General features: G+C 68.8%; 17 protein-coding genes. 11 read left to right on the top strand and 6 right to left on the bottom strand.

Annotated features, from left to right (window positions below):
* The first annotated feature begins 76 nt into the window (after positions 1-76).
* Positions 77-2119: a putative bifunctional diguanylate cyclase/phosphodiesterase gene (locus tag MJ602_RS02225; protein ID WP_243019216.1), complete on the top strand. Its 2043-nt coding sequence runs from the start codon at positions 77-79 to the stop codon at positions 2117-2119.
* Here MJ602_RS02225 and MJ602_RS02230 read toward each other — a convergent pair whose 3' ends face one another.
* The 3 genes from MJ602_RS02230 to MJ602_RS02240 form a co-directional block, all read right to left on the bottom strand.
* Positions 2120-2698 (bottom strand): shikimate kinase, encoded by a 579-nt coding sequence (locus tag MJ602_RS02230; protein ID WP_162017743.1) that lies wholly within the window; start codon positions 2696-2698, stop codon positions 2120-2122.
* Positions 2695-3468, bottom strand: coding sequence for a ferredoxin--NADP reductase (locus tag MJ602_RS02235; protein ID WP_243019217.1), 774 nt, complete (start codon positions 3466-3468; stop codon positions 2695-2697). The genes MJ602_RS02230 and MJ602_RS02235 overlap by 4 nt, the downstream gene beginning before the upstream one ends.
* Positions 3469-3915: 447 nt before the next feature.
* Positions 3916-5460 (bottom strand): YifB family Mg chelatase-like AAA ATPase, encoded by a 1545-nt coding sequence (locus MJ602_RS02240; protein WP_243019218.1) that lies wholly within the window; start codon positions 5458-5460, stop codon positions 3916-3918.
* Positions 5461-5651: 191 nt separating this feature from the next.
* Between MJ602_RS02240 and MJ602_RS02245 the strand changes: the two genes are divergently transcribed.
* The 7 genes from MJ602_RS02245 (at position 5652) to MJ602_RS02275 (ending at position 12508) form a co-directional block, all read left to right on the top strand.
* Entirely contained in the window at positions 5652-6383 is a 732-nt protein-coding gene (locus MJ602_RS02245; protein WP_243019219.1) for a TorF family putative porin, read from the top strand.
* Positions 6384-6396: 13 nt separating this feature from the next.
* Positions 6397-6735, top strand: coding sequence for a P-II family nitrogen regulator (gene glnK / locus MJ602_RS02250; protein ID WP_162017739.1), 339 nt, complete (start codon positions 6397-6399; stop codon positions 6733-6735).
* 35 nt (positions 6736-6770) lie between these two features.
* Positions 6771-8198: an ammonium transporter gene (gene amt / locus MJ602_RS02255; protein WP_243019220.1), complete on the top strand. Its 1428-nt coding sequence runs from the start codon at positions 6771-6773 to the stop codon at positions 8196-8198.
* Positions 8199-8478: 280 nt separating this feature from the next.
* Positions 8479-9585 carry a glycolate oxidase subunit GlcE gene (glcE, locus tag MJ602_RS02260; protein ID WP_243019221.1) on the top strand — a complete coding sequence of 369 codons (1107 nt, stop codon included), beginning with the start codon at positions 8479-8481 and terminating at the stop codon, positions 9583-9585.
* A 1-nt stretch (position 9586) separates the two neighbouring features.
* Entirely contained in the window at positions 9587-10402 is an 816-nt protein-coding gene (locus tag MJ602_RS02265) for a YoaK family protein (protein WP_243019222.1), read from the top strand.
* A 34-nt stretch (positions 10403-10436) separates the two neighbouring features.
* Entirely contained in the window at positions 10437-11672 is a 1236-nt protein-coding gene (glcF, locus tag MJ602_RS02270) for a glycolate oxidase subunit GlcF (RefSeq protein ID WP_243019223.1), read from the top strand.
* A gap of 59 nt (positions 11673-11731) precedes the next feature.
* The gene (locus MJ602_RS02275; RefSeq protein ID WP_162017733.1) at positions 11732-12508 is read left to right on the top strand and encodes a ProQ/FINO family protein; all 777 of its coding nucleotides are present in this window, start codon (positions 11732-11734) and stop codon (positions 12506-12508) included.
* A 71-nt stretch (positions 12509-12579) separates the two neighbouring features.
* Here the strand turns inward: MJ602_RS02275 and MJ602_RS02280 are convergent, their stop codons facing one another.
* Positions 12580-13728, bottom strand: a complete 1149-nt coding sequence (locus MJ602_RS02280) for a GGDEF domain-containing protein (RefSeq protein ID WP_243019224.1) — start codon at positions 13726-13728, stop codon at positions 12580-12582.
* 200 nt (positions 13729-13928) lie between these two features.
* Here MJ602_RS02280 and MJ602_RS02285 point away from each other — a divergent pair, with 200 nt between their 5' ends.
* Positions 13929-14366 (top strand): hypothetical protein, encoded by a 438-nt coding sequence (locus MJ602_RS02285; protein WP_243019225.1) that lies wholly within the window; start codon positions 13929-13931, stop codon positions 14364-14366.
* Between the two features lie 50 nt (positions 14367-14416).
* Here MJ602_RS02285 and MJ602_RS02290 read toward each other — a convergent pair whose 3' ends face one another.
* Positions 14417-15382 (bottom strand): magnesium and cobalt transport protein CorA, encoded by a 966-nt coding sequence (locus MJ602_RS02290; RefSeq protein WP_162017728.1) that lies wholly within the window; start codon positions 15380-15382, stop codon positions 14417-14419.
* Positions 15383-15448: 66 nt separating this feature from the next.
* Positions 15449-15808, bottom strand: coding sequence for an ArsR/SmtB family transcription factor (locus MJ602_RS02295; RefSeq protein WP_243019226.1), 360 nt, complete (start codon positions 15806-15808; stop codon positions 15449-15451).
* 118 nt (positions 15809-15926) lie between these two features.
* On the opposite strand from MJ602_RS02295, the gene MJ602_RS02300 reads away from it, so the two are divergent.
* Positions 15927-16961 (top strand): efflux RND transporter periplasmic adaptor subunit, encoded by a 1035-nt coding sequence (locus tag MJ602_RS02300; RefSeq protein ID WP_243019227.1) that lies wholly within the window; start codon positions 15927-15929, stop codon positions 16959-16961.
* Positions 16962-16974: 13 nt separating this feature from the next.
* On the top strand, positions 16975-20241 hold the full coding sequence (locus MJ602_RS02305; RefSeq protein WP_243019228.1) for an efflux RND transporter permease subunit: 3267 nt from the start codon (positions 16975-16977) through the stop codon (positions 20239-20241).
* Positions 20242-20252 lie beyond the last annotated feature (11 nt).

Raw genomic sequence — 20252 nt, forward strand, 5'->3', positions numbered from 1 at the left:
CTGAAGCGCCCGCCTGCGCCTGGCGGCGGGCATTCTTTCTTGACGCAGGCGCCCAGGGGTACCAGACTTGGGCCCCATGAATCTGCCCTCCCCACCGCCCGGCATGCCTGCGCCTGCGCTGCAAGCGCTGGCCGTGCTGTGTGCAGGGGCAGACAAGCCGGGATTGACGGCCCGCGTCCTGGACTATCTGCGTAGCCTGCCGGGCGTTGCACGCGCCGAGGTCGTGCCCGCTGGCGGCACGGCGCCAGGCGCCAGCGAGCGTGCCTATGCATGGACGGTCGGTGCCGCAGGCCCCAGGAAGATTGTGCTGGTGCTGGGCGACGCGGCAGCTTTTGCGCCCAGCGAGCCCTGGCTGGCCTTGTTTTGCCAGGTGCTGGAGCGCCTGGCGCAGGCCCAGCGCTTGCAGACCCTGGCCGACCAATTGCAGCGCAGTGAGCAGCGCTTTCGCGACCTGTTCAACAACTCACCCGACCCGTGTTGGATCATTGAGAACGGCGCGTTCACCGACTGCAACCTGGCGGCGGTGCAGGCGCTGGGCTATGCACGGCGCGAAGACATCCTGCAGCACCCCTCGCGGCTCTCGCCCGAGTTCCAGCCCGACGGACGCTCCTCGTTCGACAAGGCCGAGGAGATGATGCAGCGCGCGCTGCGCGATGGCCTGGCGCGCTTTGAATGGGAGCATTGCCGTGCCGATGGCCGCAGCCTGCCGGTCGAGGTGACGCTGGCGCGGCTGGAGCTGCAGGACCATGCCGTGCTGTACTGCGTCTGGCGTGACATCACCGACCGCAAGCAGGCCGAGGAAGAGGCCTACCAGCTCGCCTTCTTTGATCCACTCACCGGTCTGCCCAACCGGCGCCTGCTGCACGATCGCCTGCAACAGAGCATGGCTGCCAGTGCGCGCAGCGGCAAGTACCGCGCCTTGCTGTACCTGGACCTGGACCATTTCAAGAACCTCAACGACACCCACGGCCATGCGATGGGGGACCGCCTGCTGATCGAGATGGCGCAGCGCCTGCGCACCTGTGTGCGCGAGGGCGACACGGTCGCGCGCCTGGGCGGAGACGAGTTCGTGCTGCTGGTGCAGCAGCTCGATGAAGACCTGGAAACCGCCGTGGCCCAGGCGGGCAGGATTGGCGACAAGGTGGTTGCGCAGTTGTCACAGCCCTGTGCCATCGGTGCGGTGCAGTACCAGGGCAGCGCCAGCGTGGGGGTGTCCATGTTTTTGGGCCATGCGCTGGGCACCGACGAACTGCTCAAGCGCGCCGACCTGGCCATGTACCAGGCCAAGGCTGCCGGGCGCAACACGGTGCGGTTTTTCGATCCGGCGATCCAGGCGCGCCTCAATGCCCGCGCCGCATTGGAAGCGGACCTGCGCCAGGCCGTACACCGCAACGAGCTGGTGTTGCACTACCAGCCCCAGGTGGACACCCAGGGCCGCTGTCTGGGTGTGGAGGCCCTGGTGCGCTGGGAACACCCGCAGCGCGGGCAGGTGCAGCCGCTGGACTTCATTCCGCTGGCCGAGGAGACGGGGCTGATCCTGCCCATCGGGCAATGGGTGCTGTGCCAAGCCTGCCGCACCATGGCCGCATGGGAGGCCGACCCGCGCCTGGCCGGGCTGGGCATGGCCGTGAATGTGAGCGCACGCCAGTTTCACCAGCCAGACTTCGTGCACAACGTGCGCGAACAACTGCGCGCGCATGGCATCGCTCCATCGCTGCTCAAGCTCGAAATCACCGAAAGCATGTTGCTGGACAACATCGAGCAGACCATAGAAACCATGCAGACACTCCGGGCGCTGGGGGTGCGCTTTTCGCTGGACGACTTTGGCACGGGCTACTCCTCGCTCAACTATGTCAAGCGCCTGCCGCTGGACCAGATCAAGATCGACAAGTCCTTTGTGCGCGACATCCTGAGCGACCCCAACGATGCGGCCATTTGCCGCACCGTGATTGCCATGGGGCGCAGCCTGGGGCTGTCCACGCTGGCCGAAGGGGTGGAGCAGCCCGCGCAGTGGGACTTTCTGGCGCAGGAGGGGTGCGATGCGGCCCAGGGCTACCTGTACGCGCGGCCCATGGCGTTGCCAGACCTGCAGGCCTGGCTGGGGCGCCAGCGGCTGTGATCAGGGGGCGGCTTGCGGCGTGAGGCCCGCGAGGTCCAGCTGCATCACGATCATGTTCACCAGGGTACCCACCGAGGGGCGGCCGGTTTCGATGACGTAATGCGCCGTCTGCCGGTACAGCGGGTCGCGCTGGGCGTACAGCTCGCGCAGGCGCTCCAGCGGCTGGGCCACCTGCAGCAGCGGGCGCGTCTTGTCGTGGCGGATGCGGCGGAAGATGTCGTCGGGCGATGCGCGCAGGTACATCACCGCGCCAAAGCGGCGCAGGCAGTCGCGGTTCTCGGGGCGCAGCACGGCGCCGCCGCCGGTGGACAGCACCATGCCGCCGGGGCGCTGGGCGATGTCGGCCAACGCCTCGGACTCCAGCGTCCGGAAACGCTCCTCGCCCTCGGCTTCAAAGAACTGGCGGATGCTGCAGCCCAGTTGCTTTTCCAGGTGGTGGTCCAGATCGACAAAGGGCACCCCCATGCGCTGGGCCAGCTGCCGGCCCACGGTGGACTTGCCTGCGCCCGGCATGCCCACCAGTGCGCAGCGCAGCGCCCGCTCGGGCGTTTGTGGCTGCGGCGGCGTGTGGGCGTTCATTTTTCGACGAAGGCGCGCTCGATCACAAAGTCGCCGGGGCGCGTGGTGTTGCCTTCCTCGAAGTCGGCATGTTCCAGCATCTGCTTGAGGTCGGCCAGCATCTCGGGGCTGCCGCACAGCATCACGCGGTCGTTGATTGGGTCCAGTGCGGGCAGGCCCAGGTCGGTGAACAGCTTGCCGGTCTTGATGAGATCGGTGATGCGGCCCTGGTTGCGGAAGGGCTCGCGCGTGACCGTAGGGTAGTACTTGAGCTGCTGGCTCACCAGCTCGCCCAGGAACTCGTGCTGGGGCAACTCCTGGGTGATGTAGTCGTGGTAGGCCAGCTCATTGACCTGGCGCACGCCGTGCACCAGCACCACATGCTCGAAGCGCTCGTAGGTTTCGGGGTCGCGGATCACGCTCATGAACGGTGCCAGGCCCGTGCCGGTGGACAGCAGGTACAGCCGCTTGCCCGGCAGCAGGTAGTCGATGAGCAGCGTGCCCGTGGGCTTTTTGCCCACGATGATGGTGTCGCCCACCTGGATGTGTTGCAGGCGCGAGGTCAGCGGGCCGTCGGGCACCTTGATGGAGAGGAATTCCAGCGTCTCTTCGTAATTGGCGCTCACGATGCTGTACGCGCGCAGCAGCGGCTTGTCGTTCACCTTCAGGCCAATCATGGTGAAGTGCCCGTTCGAGAACCGCAGCGCCGGGTCCCGGGTGGTGGTGAAGCTGAAAAGCCGATCCGTCCAGTGGTGCACGGTCAGCACGCGTTCTTCGTGAAATGCGCTCATGGTGTGGTCAGTCAGGAGAAAAGAAGAGAGAAAAGGGCGGGGCTTCTTACTGCGCCAATACGGCTAGGGCCTGTTCACACTATTTTTGCCAGTGCGAACACGGTGCAAACCGCGCCAATCTAGGCGCGGGACGACGCCAAGGCCGGGGCCTTGGCTAGGAGTGCAACGACGAGTGGCCCGGTTTTCACCGTGTTCCCTTCGGGTTGCGACCAAAAAGGGCCATGCGCGGCGTTGCAAAGCCTCGCTGGGGCTGCACCCCAGCTTCGTTTGGCGTCTTGCGCCTGGCCCTTTTTGATCGCAACGCATCTGGTAAAAATAGTGTGAACAGGCCCTAGTTTCTTCGATTTGTTATTGCTTTGGGGCATAAGTCAAACGACACATCCGACCACCCCATGGCGCGGGAAAACCCGCATATTGTCCGTCAAACCACCTGTGCCTGGCCAGGCTTCAGTCGTGCAGCGTGCGCCGGTACTGCATGGCCTCGGCCACATGGGCCACTTGCGTGCCTTCGGCGCCCGCCAGATCGGCGATGGTGCGGGCCACCTTGAGCGCCCGGTGCGTGGCGCGGGCCGACCAGCCCAGCCGTGCCGCTGCGGTCTGCAGAAACTGCGCCGCTGCGGGCTCCAGCCGGGCCTGGGCGTCGATCTGCTGCCCGTGCAAAGCCTGGTTGGGCGCGCCCTGGCGCTGCAAGGCCCGTTGGCGGGCCAGGGCCACGCGCGAGCGCACCACGGCGCTGGCCTCGCCTGCGCTGGCCTGCAGCAGCTCTTGCGGTGCCAGGGCAGGCACTTCCACATGCAGGTCGATGCGGTCCAGCAGCGGGCCGCTGAGCTTGGCCTGGTAGCGCGCCACCTGGTCGGGGGTGCAGCGGCAGGCGCGCCGTGCGTCCCCCCGGTGCCCGCAGGGGCAGGGGTTCATGGCAGCAACGAGCTGAAAGCGCGCCGGGAACTCAGCGCTTTGCGCTGCGCGCGCAATGGTGATGCGCCCGGTCTCCAGCGGTTCGCGCAGCGCTTCGAGCGCGGCGCGCGGGAACTCGGGCAGCTCGTCCAGGAACAGCACCCCGTGGTGCGCCAGTGAAATCTCCCCCGGCCTGGGTGGCGAGCCCCCGCCCACCAGCGCCACGGCGCTGGCCGTGTGGTGTGGCTGGCGTGTGGGTCTGCGGGCCCAGTGCTCCAGCGCAAAGCTGCCCGCCAGGCTGGCCACGGCGGCGCTCTCCAGCGCTTCGTCCACGGCCATGTCGGGCAGCAGGCCGGCAAAGCGCTGTGCCAGCATGGACTTGCCCGAACCCGGCGGCCCCGACATCAGCAGGCTGTGCCCGCCTGCGGCGGCAATCTCCAGCGCGCGCTTGGCGGCGGCCTGCCCCTTCACGTCTGCCAGGTCAGGGTAGGGGGTGGCCGCTCGCGCTGGCTGGGGCTGCATGCGCGCCCAGCCGCTGCCATCGGTGGCGGCGTCTTCCAGGGGCAGGGCGGCAGCGCCGTCGGGCAGGAACGGCTGCACCACATCCAGCAGATGGCGCGCACGCCAGACCTGGGTGCCGGGCACCAGCGCGGCCTCCTCGGCGCTGCCCGGGGGCAGCACCAGGCGCACGCCGGCCTGCATGCCGTGCAGCGCCAGGCTGGTGGCCAGGGCGCCGCGCACCGGGCGCAGTTCGCCCGAGAGCGAAAGCTCCCCCGCAAACTCCCAACCCGCCAGGCGTGCCGCGTCGATCTGGCCGCTGGCGGCCAGGATGCCCAGGGCAATGGGCAGGTCGAAGCGGCCCGAGTCCTTGGGCAGGTCGGCAGGGGCCAGGTTCACGGTGATGCGCTTGTTGCTGGGGAACTCCAGGCCCGCGTTCATCAGCGCCGAGCGCACGCGCTCGCGGGCCTCCTTCACCTCGACCTCGGCCAAGCCCACCAGCGTGAAGCTGGGCAGGCCGTTGGCCAGGTGCACCTCCACGGTGACGGGTGCCGCGGCCAGGCCCAGCAGCGCGCGGCTTTGCACCAAAGCAAGACTCATCGGCGGTGTTCTCCCCAATCAAGTGCAAGGCAGGGGCGGGGCCTGGTGCACCACAGCGGTGCGTGCTCCCGCGCACAAGCCCCCGCACTGTAGCCGGGAACGGCGCCGCAGCGCGCCAGCGCAGGGGTGCAAGGGTTTGGCATGGTCTGTGCTTTGAGGGCTTATCGCAACGAATCTTTACAGGAGTGACCATGAACCACGCATCCCTCAAGGCCCTGGGCGTCGCCCTGGTGGCGGCCCTGCCCCTGGTGGCCAGCGCGCAACTGAGCGGCAACCTCAGCCTCACCACCAACTACAAGTTCCGTGGCCAGGACCAGGACGCGAGCCGGTCCAAGGCCGTCAAGCCTGCGGTGCAGGGCGGCTTCGACTACGCGTTCGGCGAGTCCGGCTGGTACGTGGGCAACTGGAACTCCAGCGTGGACTGGCTCAGCGGCAACTCCATCGAGATGGACCTGTACGGCGGCTACAAATTCAAGGGCGCCGGGCTGGACTGGGACCTGGGCGCGCTGACCTACGTGTACCCCGGCAACAGCACCGGCAACACCACCGAGCTGTATGCCGCGGCCACCTGGGGCCCGGTCACGGCCAAGTATTCGCACACCGTGTCGGACGACTACTTCGGCTTTGCCGGCGCCAAATCGGGTTCGGGCCGCAAGGGCCGCAACACCGGCTACCTGGCGCTGGGCTTTGCGCAGGAGGTGTTCCCCAAGACCACGCTCAAGGCTTCGCTGGGCTTCACCCGTTTTGCGGGCGACATCAAGGACACGGGCGTGCCCAACTACACCGACTACAGCCTGGGCGGCGCCTACGACTTTGGTGGCGGCCTCTCGCTGGGCGCTGCCGTGGTCGGGGCCAGCAAGAAGGCGTATTTCGGGCACGTGAACAAGTCGCGCCTGATCGTCACCCTGACCAAAACCCTGTAAGGAGGACCTGAAAATGAAAATGGTGACTGCCATCATCAAGCCGTTCAAGCTCGACGAAGTGCGCGAGGCGCTCTCCGACATCGGGGTGCAGGGCATCACGGTGACCGAGGTCAAGGGCTTTGGCCGCCAGAAGGGCCATACCGAGCTGTACCGCGGCGCCGAGTACGTGGTGGACTTTCTGCCCAAGGTGAAGATCGAAGCCGCCGTGGCCGACGACCTGGTGGACCGCACCATCGAGGCCATCGAAGGCGCCGCCCGCACCGGCAAGATCGGTGACGGAAAGATCTTTGTCGCGCCGCTCGAACAGGTCATCCGCATCCGCACCGGCGAAACCGGCCCGGACGCCATCTGACCCCACCCTCCCCATTCCGAACGCAAGGATCTGCCATGAAAAAACTGCTTGCCTCCCTGGTGCTGGGGCTGGGCCTGTGGGCCGCCGGGCCGTTGGCCTGGGCCCAGGCGCCTGCGGCCACCGAGCCCGCGGCCGTGACCGCACCCGCCGACGCTGCGCCAGCCCCTGCGGCCGCAGCCCCCGCTGCCCCCGCCGTGGCCGAAGCGGCTCCCGCCGAGGCCCCGGCCCCCGCGCCCAAGCTCGACTCGGGCGACACCGCCTGGATGCTGACCTCCACGCTGCTCGTCATTCTGATGACCATTCCGGGCCTGGCCCTGTTCTACGGTGGTCTGGCGCGCTCCAAGAACATGCTGTCCGTGCTGGTGCAGGTGTTCGTGGTGTTCGCACTCATCAGCGTGCTGTGGGCCCTGTACGGCTACAGCCTGACCTTCTCGGGGGAAGGGCAGTTCTTTGGCGGCACCGACAAGCTCTTCCTCAAGGGCATTGCGCCCGACACGCTCTCGGGCCTGCTGCCCACGATTCCCGAGTACGTGTTCGTGTCCTTCCAGTCCACCTTTGCCGCCATCACCGTGGCGCTGATCGTGGGCGCGTTTGCCGAGCGCATCCGCTTCTCTGCCGTGCTGATCTTCGCCGTGCTGTGGTTCACCTTCAGCTACATCCCCATGGCGCACATGGTGTGGGGCGGCGGTCTGCTGGCCAAGGACGGTGCGCTCGACTTCGCGGGCGGCACCGTGGTGCACATCAACGCCGGTATCGCGGCCCTGGTGGGTGCCTACATGGTGGGCAAGCGCATTGGCTTCGGCCGCGAGGCCATGACGCCGCACAGCCTCACGCTGACCATGGTGGGCGCGTCGCTGCTGTGGGTGGGCTGGTTTGGCTTCAACGCCGGTTCGGCCGGTGCGGCCAACGGCGTGGCGGGCCTGGCTTTCGTCAACACCGTGCTGGCCACGGCAGCGGCCACCCTGTCCTGGCTGGCAGGCGAAACGCTGCACAAGGGCAAGGCCTCCATGCTGGGCGCCGCCTCGGGTGCTGTGGCAGGTCTGGTGGCCGTCACCCCCGCCGCGGGCTTCGTCGGCCCCATGGGCTCCATCGTCATGGGCCTGATCGCTGGCATCGTCTGCCTGTGGGGCGTGGGCGGGCTCAAGCGCATGCTGGGTGCCGACGACGCGTTCGACGTGTTCGGTGTGCACGGCGTGGGCGGCATTGTGGGCGCCATCCTGACGGGCGTGTTCGCCTCGCAAAGCCTGGGCGGCACGGGCGGCCTGACCCCCGACACCTACGCCATGGGCCACCAAGTCTGGGTGCAGATCAAGAGCGTGCTCATCACACTCGTGTGGTCGGGCGTGGTGGCTGTGGTGGCCTACAAGATCGCCGATCTGCTGGTGGGCCTGCGCGTGAGCGAAGAGGCCGAACGCGAAGGCCTGGACATCACCTCCCACGGCGAAACCGCCTACTCGCGGTAAGCGGCCCCGCTCTGCACCGGTGTCTGGTGGCGCCGGTGCAGGGCCTGCGAGACCCTCCGAGCTTGCCCGCCCCCTCCAAGGGCGGGCTTTTTGTCATTTTGGCCTCCAGCGCCCGTACTTTCAGCGCAAGCAGCTATCAAAAGCATAGCAATCGAGTGACCATTGGCATCATGCCAGGCGCTGCGGCCGAAATCGCTCATCCCCCCTGTGCAGAAAATTCATGCCCCGGCGCGCGCGCAGGCCATGCACGGCGCGGCCCTGGCGCGTACCATTCCCCGCCATGGACCAGGCCCTGCAAACCCTCATTGACCAGGTGCGCGCCGCCCACGCGCGCCAGGCCCCGCTGCGCATTGGCGGCGGGGGCACCAAACAAGGCATGGGCAGCCTGCCGCTGGGCGAGCTGCTGGACACGCGCCCCTACCACGGCATCGTCAACCACGAACCCACCGAGCTGGTGGTGACCGTGCGCGCGGGCACGCCGCTGACCGAGCTGGAGCAGGTGCTTGCGCAGCAGCGCCAGTACCTGCCCTTCGAGCCCCCACGCTTTGCCAGCGGCGGCACCGTGGGCGGCATGGTGGCTGCCGGCCTGGCCGGCCCGGCGCGCGCCAGTGTGGGCGGTGTGCGCGACTACGTGCTGGGCGTGCGCATGATCAACGGCCTGGGCCAGGACCTGCGCTTTGGCGGCCAGGTGATGAAGAACGTGGCCGGGTACGACGTCTCGCGCCTCATGGCGGGCAGTTGGGGGCAGCTCGGGGTGCTCACCGAAGTCAGCGTCAAAGTGCTGCCCGTGCCCCCGGCCGAGGCCACGCTGCGCTTTGAATGCAGCCAGTCCGACGCGCTGGGTCGCCTGCAGGCCTGGTGCGGCCAGCCGCTGCCGCTCAACGCCAGTTGCTGGGTGCACGATGCCGGGGCCGACACCCTGTACCTGCGCCTGCGCGGCGCCAGCGCTGCGGTCGAGTCCGCCTGCCGCAGCCTTGGAGGCGAGCGCATGGACGCTAGCGCCGCTGCTGCCGATTGGGAGGCCTGCCGTGACCAGCGCCTGCCCTGGTTTGCCGCAGGCGCACCCGATACCGGGCTGGATCTGTGGCGCCTGTCCGTGCCCACCGCGGCGCCCGCGCTGGACCTGCCCGCAGACCTGATGCCGCCGCTCATCGAATGGCATGGCGCGTTGCGCTGGGTGTGGGCCCCCGCAGCCCATGCCAACGCGCTGCGCGAAGCCGCGCGCGCTGTGGGTGGCCATGCGCGGCGGTTCAGACCGTCCGATGCCGCCGCCGCCGCGCCCGAAGGCGGCCTGCCCCCCGCACTGCGCGCCCTGCACGAGCGCGTGCGCCAGAGCTTTGACCCGGCCGGGATCTTCAACCCCGGCGCATCGGTCGGCATGGATTGACATGCGCCGCTTTCGCCACCTGACCGGACAGCACCGCACCAGCGACAGCAACCGCCGCCTGGGCCTGCTGCTGGCGTTCAATGCCGGTGCGATCAATGCGGGCGGCTTCCTGGTGGTCAAGCTCTACACCTCGCACATGACGGGCTTCCTGTCCATGCTGGCCGACCATCTGGTGCTGGGCAACACCGTGCTGGTGCTCGGTGCACTGGGCGCCTTGCTGGCGTTTGTGTCCGGGGCTGCGGTCACCACCATCCTTATCCACTGGGCCAAGAAGCGCAAACTGCACAGCACCTACGCACTGCCGCTGCTGATCGAGGCGATGCTCATGCTGGCGTTCGGCCTGCTGGGGGCGGCCACGCTGCACTGGCGCACACCCTTTGCCGTGCCCGCCACGGTCTTGCTGCTGTCCTTCATCATGGGTCTGCAGAACGCCACCGTCACCAAGATGTCGGCAGCCCAGATCCGCACCACCCACATGACCGGCACCATCACCGACCTGGGCATCGAGCTGGGCAAACTGCTGTACTGGAACCACAGCGCCGAGCGGCCCGAACTGCGCGTGCGCGCCAACCACCAGCGCCTGGCCCTGTTTGCCGGGCTCACGGCCATGTTCCTGGTGGGCGGCATTGCCGGGGCGGCGGGCTTCAAGCACGTGGGCTTCGTCTTTGTGGTGCCGCTGGCGCTGGTGCTGTGCGCCCTGGCCGTGCCCCCGCTGTGGATCGACCGTGCCCGCTTGTGGCCACGGACACGGCGCAACGCCCCGGCAGCCCCCGCCGCGCAAGCCCCCGCTGCGCCGGATGCGCACGACCACCCCTGAACCCCTGTCCGCACCCCATCCCCCGAGAGCCGCCATGCAAACCCAACTGGCCCCCGAATTCCAAGGCACCCCCGAAGGCACCGAGGCCGAAGCCATCCTGCGCAAGTGCGTGCACTGTGGCTTTTGCACCGCCACCTGCCCCACCTTCCAGTTGCTGGGCGACGAACTCGACGGCCCGCGCGGCCGCATCTACCTCATCAAACAGGTGCTCGAAGGCGCACAGCCCACGCGCAGCACGCAGTTGCACCTGGACCGCTGCCTGACCTGCCGCAACTGCGAAAGCACCTGCCCCAGCGGCGTGCAGTACGGCCACCTGGTGGACATTGGCCGCAAGATCGTGGACGCCAAGGTGCCGCGCCCGGCGGGCGAGCGCGCTGTGCGCTGGGCGCTCAAGGAAGGCCTGACCTCGCCCCTGTTCGGCCCGGCCATGAAGATGGGCCAGGCCGTGCGCGGCCTCATGCCCCAGGCGCTGCGCGCCAAGGTGCCCGCACGCGAGGACGCAGGCGCGCTGCCCACACGCCAGCACGCGCGCAAGGTGCTCATGCTCGAAGGCTGCGTGCAACCTTCCATGATGCCGGGCATCAACACGGCCACCGCGCGCGTTCTCGACGCCGCAGGCATACAGACTGTGGTGGCGCGCGAGGCGGGCTGCTGCGGTGCGGTCAAGTTCCACCTCAACGACCAGGATGGCGGACTGGCGCAGATGCGCGCCAACATCGACGCCTGGTGGCCCTGGGTGGAAAAGGGCGAGGTCGAGGCCATCGTGATGAACGCCTCGGGCTGCGGTGTCACCGTCAAGGAATACGGCCACCTGCTGCAGCACGACGCGCAGTACGCCGACAAGGCCGCCCGCATCAGCGCGCTCACGCGTGACCTGTCCGAACTGCTGCCCGACATCACCCCGCGGCTGCAAGAGCGCCTGCGCAGCAAGCCGCAGGGCGCCTTGCCCGGCGTGCTGGCCTACCACCCGCCCTGCACGCTGCAGCACGGCCAACAGCTGCGCGGCACCGTCGAAGAACACCTGCGCGCGCTGGGCTTTGACGTGCGCCTGCCCCAGGAGTCGCACCTGTGCTGCGGCTCGGCGGGCACCTACTCGGTGCTGCAGGCCGCGCTGTCGCAGCAACTGCGCGAGCGCAAGCTCGGCCACCTGGGCCAGCTCGCGCCGCAGGTCATCATCTCGGCCAACATCGGCTGCATCACCCACCTGCAAAGCGGCACCGATACGCCCGTGCGCCACTGGATTCAGGTGCTGGACGATGCGCTTGCATGAGCCGCGCAGCCGATTTCTGAGATGATCGCGGGCTTGTTTTCCTGCAAACCCTGCCTCTCATGACCGATTCCGTGCCGGCCACCGACGCCTCCTCTCCTGCCCCCGCCGCCCCCGGCGATGCGGCGCCTGCCCCTGCGCAGGCCGCGCAGCGCCCTGATGGCGCGCGCCGCCAGGGCCGTGGCCGCCCGGGCCGCCGTGCGCCGGGGGGCAATGCCGCCCCCGCTGCCGCCGCGCCCCGGCCCAGCCGCCCCCAGCCGCCTGCGCTGCTGGAGCTGGCGGCGCTGTACCCGCGCCTGTTTGGCGAGGCGCCGCTGCCGCTCAAGCGCGGCATCTTCGACGACCTGATGGCCGCCCACCCCGAACAGTTCGAGCGCGAAGCCCTCAAGCTCGCGCTGGGCGTGCACACCCGCTCCACCCGCTACCTGCAGGCCGTGGCCGCAGGCCAGCCCCGGCACGACCTGCAGGGCCAGAGCGTGGAGCCCATGGCCCCCGAGCATGTGCACCACGCCCTGTGGGAGCTGTACCGCCGCCGCCAGGAGCGCGGTGGTGACGAATGGCGCGCCAAGATCCGCACCCGCATGGCCCGCGCCATCGACGCCAGCGGTCTCACGCGCGACGACTACTGCGCCCGCGTGCACATCCGCGACGCCCAGGCCCAGGCGCTGCTCGACGAAGCCCTGGCCGAACTGGCTGCACAGCACGCCCGCGAAGAAGCGCTGCTGCACGCCTTCGAAGCCAGCGGCCAGACCGTGGAAGCCTTTGCCGACATGTACGGCATGGACCCGCGCACCGCAGAGCGCAACCTGCAGCGAGCACGCCAGCGCAAGGCGGGTTGATTTGCTATTAAAAATATAGCTGCTTGCGCCCATGAACAGGGCGCTGGAGCCATATTTCATCTAGGGCCTGTTCACACGCCCGGCGTGGCCTCGTCCTGCAGCACCACGCGGTTGCGCCCCTGCGACTTGGCCTCGTACAGCGCGACGTCGGCGCGCTCCAGGAGTCGCTCCAGCGGCTCGCCCGGCCGAGACAGCGCCACGCCCATCGACACCGTCACCCGCACGCTGCGCCCGTCGAACGGCAGCTCCATGGCCTGCACCTTGGCCCGCACGCGCTCCAGCAGGCCCAGTGCACTGGCGGCGTCGCTGTCGTACAGCATGAGCACGAACTCCTCGCCGCCCCAGCGCGCGAGCATGTCCGTGTTGCGCACGGTGGCCTGCACCGTCCGGGCAAATGCCTGCAGCACCTGGTCACCCACGGCATGGCCCTCGCTGTCGTTGATGCTCTTGAAATGGTCCAGGTCCAGAATCGCCAGCACCAGCGGCCGCCCGGCGCGTTCGCAGCGCTGCAGCTCCATGCGGATGAGTTCGGCCATGTGCCGGCGGTTCACCAGCCCGGTGAGCTCGTCGTGCGTGGCCAGGTGGCTGATGCGTTCCAGCGCCTGCGAGAGCTGGTGCTTCTGCTGCGTCAGCCGGCGCCGGATGTGCTGCAGCCGGATGGCAATGAAGGTGCTGCCCATCAGCACCAGCACGATCATGGCGCCATGCGCTGCCTCCAGCGCGGGCGAGCGCCCCGGCTCATCGAGCATGGCCACCGTGGCCAGGGCCGCGCCAAACACCAGCAGGGCGTACGCCATGTTGGCGGCCAGTTGCCGCGCCGTCATGCCGAAGATGCCGAACATCAGCACCAGCGACAGGATCACCGGCGTGACCCCGCGCGCCTGCCCCAGGAGCACGTAGGCGGCGGCGTTGCACAGCAGCGCGTAGCGGATCTGCCATTGCGTCATCGAGGGATCCTGCAGACGGCGCGACCAGCCGCTGCGGATCAGCGCCAGCACGGCCACCAGTCCGCCCGACGCGCACAGCGCCCACCACCAGGCCCAGTCCTTGCGGCCAAAGCCCGCGTGCACCAGCATCAGCACCACCACGATGCACAGCGCCATCATCAGCACGGCAAACCACGCCATGCCCATGCGGATGCGCATGGCTGGTTCGGTGCCCAGCAGCCAGTCCGTCAGCCGTTGCATGCGCGCTTGCAGGTCCATGGTTCCTTTGCTCAAGGTGCGCCTCCGGTCGCTGGGCCGGGGCCGCGCCCTATGATCCTACAAACCGCAGCCGCCCGCTTGAAAACCGCGAATCAGCGGCATGCCATTCGGGCTTGGTGTGTTGCCCCTTGGGGTGCGCGCCATTCGCCTGCGGCGCCCACGGTGGCTGCTGTGCCGCACACCCAGGCCGGTCATTTTTCGACAGGAGTGCTCCCATGTCCTCTGGCAACCCCACCCCCCGTGCTCCAGGAACCCTGGCCCTGCGCACCATGGCACTGCTGGCCGTGGCCTTCGGTCTGCTCACGCTGAAGGAGGGCGGCAGCGTGCTGTTTGGCAGCGATGCGGCGCGCGCGGCGGCTGGGGCCTACGTGCCCTTTGTGCTGTGGTTCAACTTTGGCGCAGGCTTTGCCTATGTGGTGGCGGGCCTGGGCATGGGCCTGCGCCAGCGCTGGGCGGCCCCCCTGGCCGCCTTGATTGCGGCGGCCACGGCGCTGACCTTCGCCGTGCTGGGGGTGCACATCGCGCAGGGGGGCGCTTTCGAGATGCGCACCGTGGCCGCCATGGCGCTGCGCACCACGGTCTGGGCCGTGCTGGCCTGGCTGGCCTTCAGGCACCTGGGCCGCCAACATAGCCCAGATTTGCTATCAAAATAATAGCTGTTTGCGCTTGATGGATAGGCGCTAGAAGCCAATTTGGATTGCATTCACAGCCAGCCCGCCTTGCGGAAACGCCAGTACAGCAAGGCACCGGCGCTGACGATCGCGCCCAGCGCCATGGGGTAGCCAAAGGCCCACTTCAGTTCGGGCATGTGCTCGAAGTTCATGCCCCAGATGCCCGCCATGGCCGTGGACACCGCAAAAATCGCCGCCCAGGCCGCCAGGCGCTTGGTGGTTTCCGACTCCTCGATGGTCACCATCGACAGGTTCACCTGGATGGCCGTGCCGATGGTGTCGCGCATGGTGTCGATCGCGTTCTGGATGCGCGCCAGGTGGTCGTGCACATCGCGGAAATACTCCTGCGCGCCGGTGCACACCTCGGGCACGCGCCCGCCGTGCAGCTTGCCCGCCACCTCCATCAGCGGCGCCACCGCATGGCGCAGCACCGTGGTGCGGCGCTTGAGCGCGTACAGCCGCTCGATCGAGCCGCGTGCCGTGCCGTGCTCGAAAATGTCCTGCTCGATTTGCTCCAGCTCCGACTCGAAATCGTCGATCAGTGGGAAGTAGCGGTCCACCACCGCATCCATCAGCGCATAGAACACAAAGCCCGCGCCCAGGCGCAGCAACAGCGGCTCGCGCTCGCAACGGGCGCGCACGCCCAGAAAGTTCTGCTTGCTGCGGCTGCGCACCGACAACACAAAGTTGTGCCCCACAAACACCGCCAGATCGCCCACATTGAGCTCCCCGTCGTCCGGCTCCACCAGGCGCATCACCGCAAACAAGGTCTTGCCGTACTCCTCCAGCTTGGGGCGCTGCAGGCCCTTGAGCGCATCCTCCACCGCCAGGTCGTGCAGGTCGAACTCCTCCTGCATGGTGCGCAGCTCCTCGTGCGTGGGGTCACGCAGCGCCACCCACACAAAGGCATCGGGCCGCTGCAGCCAGTCGCTGATGGCTTCGACGTCAATATCGGCCAGCTTGCGGCCGTTTTCGTAGGCAACACAGTTGAGGATCATGGTGAGTGGGCGCGGCCAAGTGCGGGGCGCCTATCTTGGCACGGGAGTGAAAGCGCGTAGTGTGCGTCAGTTCGGGCCGAATACCCGCTGGCGCTGCGCCAGCCGCGCCAGGTGGCTGCACACGCCGTCGCACAGCGCACCGACCGAGGCATCGGCGCAGCGGTACCAGGCGCTGTGGCCGCGCTGTTCGCGCTGCACCAGGCCGTGGCGCATGAGCAGCGCCAGGTGGCGCGAGACATTGGCCGGGCTGCAGCCGCAGCGCCGGGCCAGGTCGCCCACGGTGTGCTCACCCTGGGCCAGCCATTGCAGCAGGGCCAGGCGCGTGGGTTCGCCCAGGGCGTGGAAGTGCGCAGCCACGGCTTCCAGCACGTCGTCCGGAATGGTGGGCCCGCCGGGAGGGCAGGGGGTGGCGGGAGGCGGTTGCATGGCGTTCTTTTCAACTAGTTGACTATTTAACTAGTTACGCAAATAATAGCGCAACACGCATCCCATGAACAGCCCTGTCCGCACGCCGGAGCAGGGCAGAACAGGCAGGAACCACCCCATGTTCAAGAACCTTTCCTCACAGGCGGCCCTGGCGCTGGCACTGGCGACAGCCCCGGTTGCGGTACTGGCGGCACCGTGGGCCACCGAGCCCGCCCAGGCCGCCAGCCAGGCGGGCCGCAGCAGCTACGACGGCGTGGTCGAGGCGCTGCGCCAGACCGTGGTGGCCGCGCAGGTGCCGGGCGCCGTGGTGGAGCTGGCCGTCAAGGCGGGCGACACGGTGCAGGCGGGCCAGTTGCTGCTGCGCATCGACGCGCGCAGCGCAGACCAAAGCGCCGCTGCCGTCGATGCCCAGGTGCAGGCCGCGCGTGCGCAGCTCGATGTGGCCACGCGCGAACACGAGCGCCAGAAGCAGCTCTTTGCCAAAAAGTACATCAGCCAGGCCGCGCTGGACCGCGCCGAGGCCGAGGTGCGTGCCGCCCGCGCCCAGGCCAGCGCGCAAACCGCCCAGGCGGGCGCCGCGCGCACGCAAACCGGCCTGCACGTGGTGCGGGCGCCCTATGCCGGCGTGGTGGCCGAGGTGCCTGTGGCCCTGGGCGACATGGCCATGCCCGGACGCCCCTTGCTCACGCTCTACGACCCGGGGCAACTGCGGGTGACGGCCGCCGTGCCCCAGTCGGCCCTGCCCGCAGGCGTCAAGCCGGAGGACGTGCGTGTGGAGCTGGGGGGCCAGGGCACGCAGACCACGCCGCAGCGCGTTCAGGTGCTGCCCACCGTGGACCCCGCCACGCACACGGTGCAGGTGCGCGCCGACCTGCCCCCAGGCCTGGCCGGTGCCCGCCCAGGGCTGTTTGCACGCCTGTGGCTGCCCGGTGCGCCGGGCGCGGGTGAGGGGGCGCGTATCACCGTGCCGCAGAGCGCCGTGGTGCGCCGCGCCGAGCTGACCGGCCTGTACGTGCTGGGCGCGGGCGGCCAGCCCCAGCTGCGCCAGGTGCGCCTGGGCCGGGCCGAAGGCGGGCGGGTGGAAGTGCTCAGCGGCGTTGCCGCAGGCGAAGCCGTGCTGACCGAGCCGCAGACCGCGGCCCGCGCACGCTGAAAGGATCGCCACCATGACGCAGGAACACCAGACGCCCGCGCTGGGCATCTCGGGCCGCATCGCAAGCTTCTTCCAGTCTGCGCAGATCACGCCGCTGCTGGCGCTGGTGGCGCTGCTGCTGGGCATCTTTGCCGTGCTGGTCACGCCGCGCGAAGAGGAGCCGCAGATCAACGTCACCATGGCCAATGTGCTGATCCCGTTCCCCGGCGCCAGCGTGCGCGACGTGGAGCAGATGGTCGCCATCCCCGCCGAGCAGGTGCTGTCGCAGATCAGCGGCTCCGAGCATGTGATGTCGGTCTCGCAGCCTGGCATGGCGGTCATCACCGTGCAGTTCAAGGTCGGCGTGCCGCGCACCGAGGCGCTGGTGCGCCTGTACGACACCGTGCACTCCAACGCCGACTGGCTGCCGCGCCACCTGGGCGTGATGGAGCCGCTCATCAAGCCCAAGGGCATTGACGACGTGCCCATCCTGAGCCTCACGCTGCACAGCACGCGCGCCGATGCCGGCCCGTTCGACCTGGAGCGCGTGGCGCACAGCCTGGAGGCCGACCTCAAGCGCGTGCCCGGCACGCGCGAGGTACGCACCCACGGCGGCCCCGGCCGCGCGGTGATGGTGGAGATGGACCCCACGCGCATGGCGGGCATGGGCGTGACCGTGGCCGACCTGCGCCAGGCCCTGCAGTCGGCCAACCAGGGCCTGCCCGTGGGCGAGCTGCTGCGCGGCAACCAGGCGCTGGCGTTGGAGGCCGGGCCGTTCCTGCGCGACGCGCAAGAGGTGGGCGAGCTGGTGGTGGGCGTGCGCGCAGGCAAGCCCGTGTTCCTGCGCGAAGTGGCCCAGGTTCGCGACGGTGCGCCGCCCAGCACGCAGTACGTGTGGCACGGCACCGCAGGGCAGGACGCCGCCGAACATCCGGCCGTCACCATCGCCGTGACCAAGAGGCCGGGCGAAAACGCCATCGACGTGGCCAATGCCGTGCAATCGCGTGTGGCGCAACTGCAGGGCACCGTGATCCCGGCCGATGTGCAGGTGGTCACCACGCGCAACTACGGCGCAACAGCCGACGAGAAGGCGCGCCAGCTCATCAGCAAGCTGCTGTTCGCCACGGCGTCGGTGGTGGCGCTGGTGTTCATTGCGCTGGGGCGGCGCGAGGCAGCCATTGTGGGCACGGCCGTGGTGCTCACGCTCACGGCCACGCTGTTTGCGTCCTGGGTGTGGGGCTTCACGCTCAACCGGGTGTCGCTGTTTGCGCTGATCTTCTCCATCGGCATCCTGGTGGACGACGCCATCGTCGTGGTCGAGAACATCCATCGCCACCAGCACCTGCACCCCGGCAAGCCGCTGTGGCAGATCATCCCCGGCGCGGTGGACGAGGTGGGCGGCCCGACCATCCTGGCCACGCTCACCGTCATTGCGGCGCTGCTGCCCATGGCCTTTGTGTCGGGCCTGATGGGGCCGTACATGAGCCCCATCCCCATCAACGCCAGCATGGGCATGCTGCTGTCGCTGGCCATTGCCTTTGCCGTCACCCCATGGCTCGCGCGCCTGTGGATGAAGGCCGTGCCCGCCGGCAGGGGCCACGGCAGCGCCGAGGGCACAGCCCACGCTGCGCCGCAGGGCCTGGCCGGGCGCATTGCGCCGGTGTTCGAGCGCATCTTCCGCCCGTTGCTCGACGTCCAGGCGGGTGCGCGCAACCGCCGCCTGCTGGGGCTGGGCGTGGCAGCGCTGATCGCGCTGTCGGTGGCGTTGCCCGTCATTGGCTGGGTGCAGCTCAAGATGCTGCCGTTCGACAACAAGTCCGAATTCCAGGTGGTGGTGGACCTGCCCGCAGGCACGCCGCTGGAGCACACCGCTGCCACGCTGCACGCGCTGGGCGCGCACCTGGCCACGGTGCCCGAGGTCACGCACTACCAGGCCTATGCCGGCACGGCTGCGCCCATCAACTTCAACGGCCTGGTGCGCCAGTACTACTTGCGCAGCGGTGGCAACGTGGGCGACATCCAGGTCAACCTGGTGGCCAAGGGCGAGCGCAAGCTGCAAAGCCACGCCATCGCCATGCGCGAGCGCGCGGCGCTGCAGGCCATTGGCCAGCGCTTTGGCGCCAACGTCAAGGTGGTGGAGGTGCCGCCCGGCCCGCCGGTGCTCGCGCCTATCGTGGCCGAGGTCTATGGGCCCGACGCCGAAGGCCGCCGCCAGGTGGCCCAGGCCGTGCGCAAGGCGCTGGCCCAGACCGAGGGCCTGGTGGACATCGACGACAGCAGCATTGCCGACGCTCCGCGCACCCTGCTGCTGGTGGACCGGCGCAAGGCCGCGCTGCTGGGCGTGCCGCAGCAGGCCATCGTGACCACGCTGCGCGCAGGCCTGGCCGGTGAGCAGGCCGCCTACCTGCACGACCAGAGCAAATACCCCGCCGCCGCCACGCTGCAACTGCCGCCCACGCTGCACGGCGACCTACAGGCGCTGCTGCAACTGGGTGTGCGCACGGCCAGCGGCGCGCTGGTGCCGCTGCGCGAACTGGTGACCGTGAGCGACAGCCTGCGCGAGCAGCCCATCTATCACAAGGATTTGCTGCCGGTGAACTTTGTCGTGGCCGACATGGCGGGCCGCGTGGACAGCCCGCTGTACGGCATGTTCCAGGCGCGCAGCGCCATTGCGCAGATCACCGCACCCGACGGCGGCAAGGTCGAGGAGTTCTTCATCCGCCAGCCCAGCGACGCCTGGCGCGGCTACGCCCTCAAGTGGGACGGCGAATGGCAGATCACCTACGAGACCTTCCGCGATATGGGCGCCGCCTATGCCGTGGGCCTCATCCTGATTTACCTGCTGGTGGTGGCGCAGTTCGGCAGCTACCTCACGCCGCTGATCATCATGGCGCCCATCCCGCTGACCATCATTGGCGTGATGCCGGGCCACGCGCTGCTGGGAGCGCAGTACACGGCCACCAGCATGATCGGCATGATCGCGCTGGCGGGCATCATCGTGCGCAACTCCATCCTGCTGGTGGACTTCATCAACCTGCAGGTGCGTGAGGGTGTGCCGTTCGAGCGCGCCATCGTGCACTCGGCCATCACGCGCGCCCAGCCCATCGTGCTGACCGGCCTGGCGGCCATGGTGGGGGCGTTCTTCATCCTGGACGACCCCATCTTCAACGGCCTGGCGATCTCGCTGATCTTCGGCATCGCCGTATCCACCGTGCTCACGCTGGTGGTCATCCCCACGCTGTACTACATGGCCTACCGCCACCGGCTGGATCGCCTGCGCCCGGCCAGCATCGCCCAATAGCTATAAAAACA

This window comes from Simplicispira sedimenti, assembly GCF_022760965.1.
Lineage (GTDB): Bacteria > Pseudomonadota > Gammaproteobacteria > Burkholderiales > Burkholderiaceae_C > Simplicispira > Simplicispira sedimenti.

What these genes read in the sequence shown, in the direction of transcription:
- MJ602_RS02225 (WP_243019216.1), top strand. Translation starts at nt 77, where the DNA reads ATGAATCTGCCCTCCCCACCGCCCGGCATGCCTGCGCCTGCGCTGCAA.
- MJ602_RS02230 (WP_162017743.1), bottom strand. Translation starts at nt 2,698, where the DNA reads ATGAACGCCCACACGCCGCCGCAGCCACAAACGCCCGAGCGGGCGCTG.
- MJ602_RS02235 (WP_243019217.1), bottom strand. Translation starts at nt 3,468, where the DNA reads ATGAGCGCATTTCACGAAGAACGCGTGCTGACCGTGCACCACTGGACG.
- MJ602_RS02240 (WP_243019218.1), bottom strand. Translation starts at nt 5,460, where the DNA reads ATGAGTCTTGCTTTGGTGCAAAGCCGCGCGCTGCTGGGCCTGGCCGCG.
- MJ602_RS02245 (WP_243019219.1), top strand. Translation starts at nt 5,652, where the DNA reads ATGAACCACGCATCCCTCAAGGCCCTGGGCGTCGCCCTGGTGGCGGCC.
- glnK (WP_162017739.1), top strand. Translation starts at nt 6,397, where the DNA reads ATGAAAATGGTGACTGCCATCATCAAGCCGTTCAAGCTCGACGAAGTG.
- amt (WP_243019220.1), top strand. Translation starts at nt 6,771, where the DNA reads ATGAAAAAACTGCTTGCCTCCCTGGTGCTGGGGCTGGGCCTGTGGGCC.
- glcE (WP_243019221.1), top strand. Translation starts at nt 8,479, where the DNA reads ATGGACCAGGCCCTGCAAACCCTCATTGACCAGGTGCGCGCCGCCCAC.
- MJ602_RS02265 (WP_243019222.1), top strand. Translation starts at nt 9,587, where the DNA reads ATGCGCCGCTTTCGCCACCTGACCGGACAGCACCGCACCAGCGACAGC.
- glcF (WP_243019223.1), top strand. Translation starts at nt 10,437, where the DNA reads ATGCAAACCCAACTGGCCCCCGAATTCCAAGGCACCCCCGAAGGCACC.
- MJ602_RS02275 (WP_162017733.1), top strand. Translation starts at nt 11,732, where the DNA reads ATGACCGATTCCGTGCCGGCCACCGACGCCTCCTCTCCTGCCCCCGCC.
- MJ602_RS02285 (WP_243019225.1), top strand. Translation starts at nt 13,929, where the DNA reads ATGTCCTCTGGCAACCCCACCCCCCGTGCTCCAGGAACCCTGGCCCTG.
- MJ602_RS02290 (WP_162017728.1), bottom strand. Translation starts at nt 15,382, where the DNA reads ATGATCCTCAACTGTGTTGCCTACGAAAACGGCCGCAAGCTGGCCGAT.
- MJ602_RS02295 (WP_243019226.1), bottom strand. Translation starts at nt 15,808, where the DNA reads ATGCAACCGCCTCCCGCCACCCCCTGCCCTCCCGGCGGGCCCACCATT.
- MJ602_RS02300 (WP_243019227.1), top strand. Translation starts at nt 15,927, where the DNA reads ATGTTCAAGAACCTTTCCTCACAGGCGGCCCTGGCGCTGGCACTGGCG.
- MJ602_RS02305 (WP_243019228.1), top strand. Translation starts at nt 16,975, where the DNA reads ATGACGCAGGAACACCAGACGCCCGCGCTGGGCATCTCGGGCCGCATC.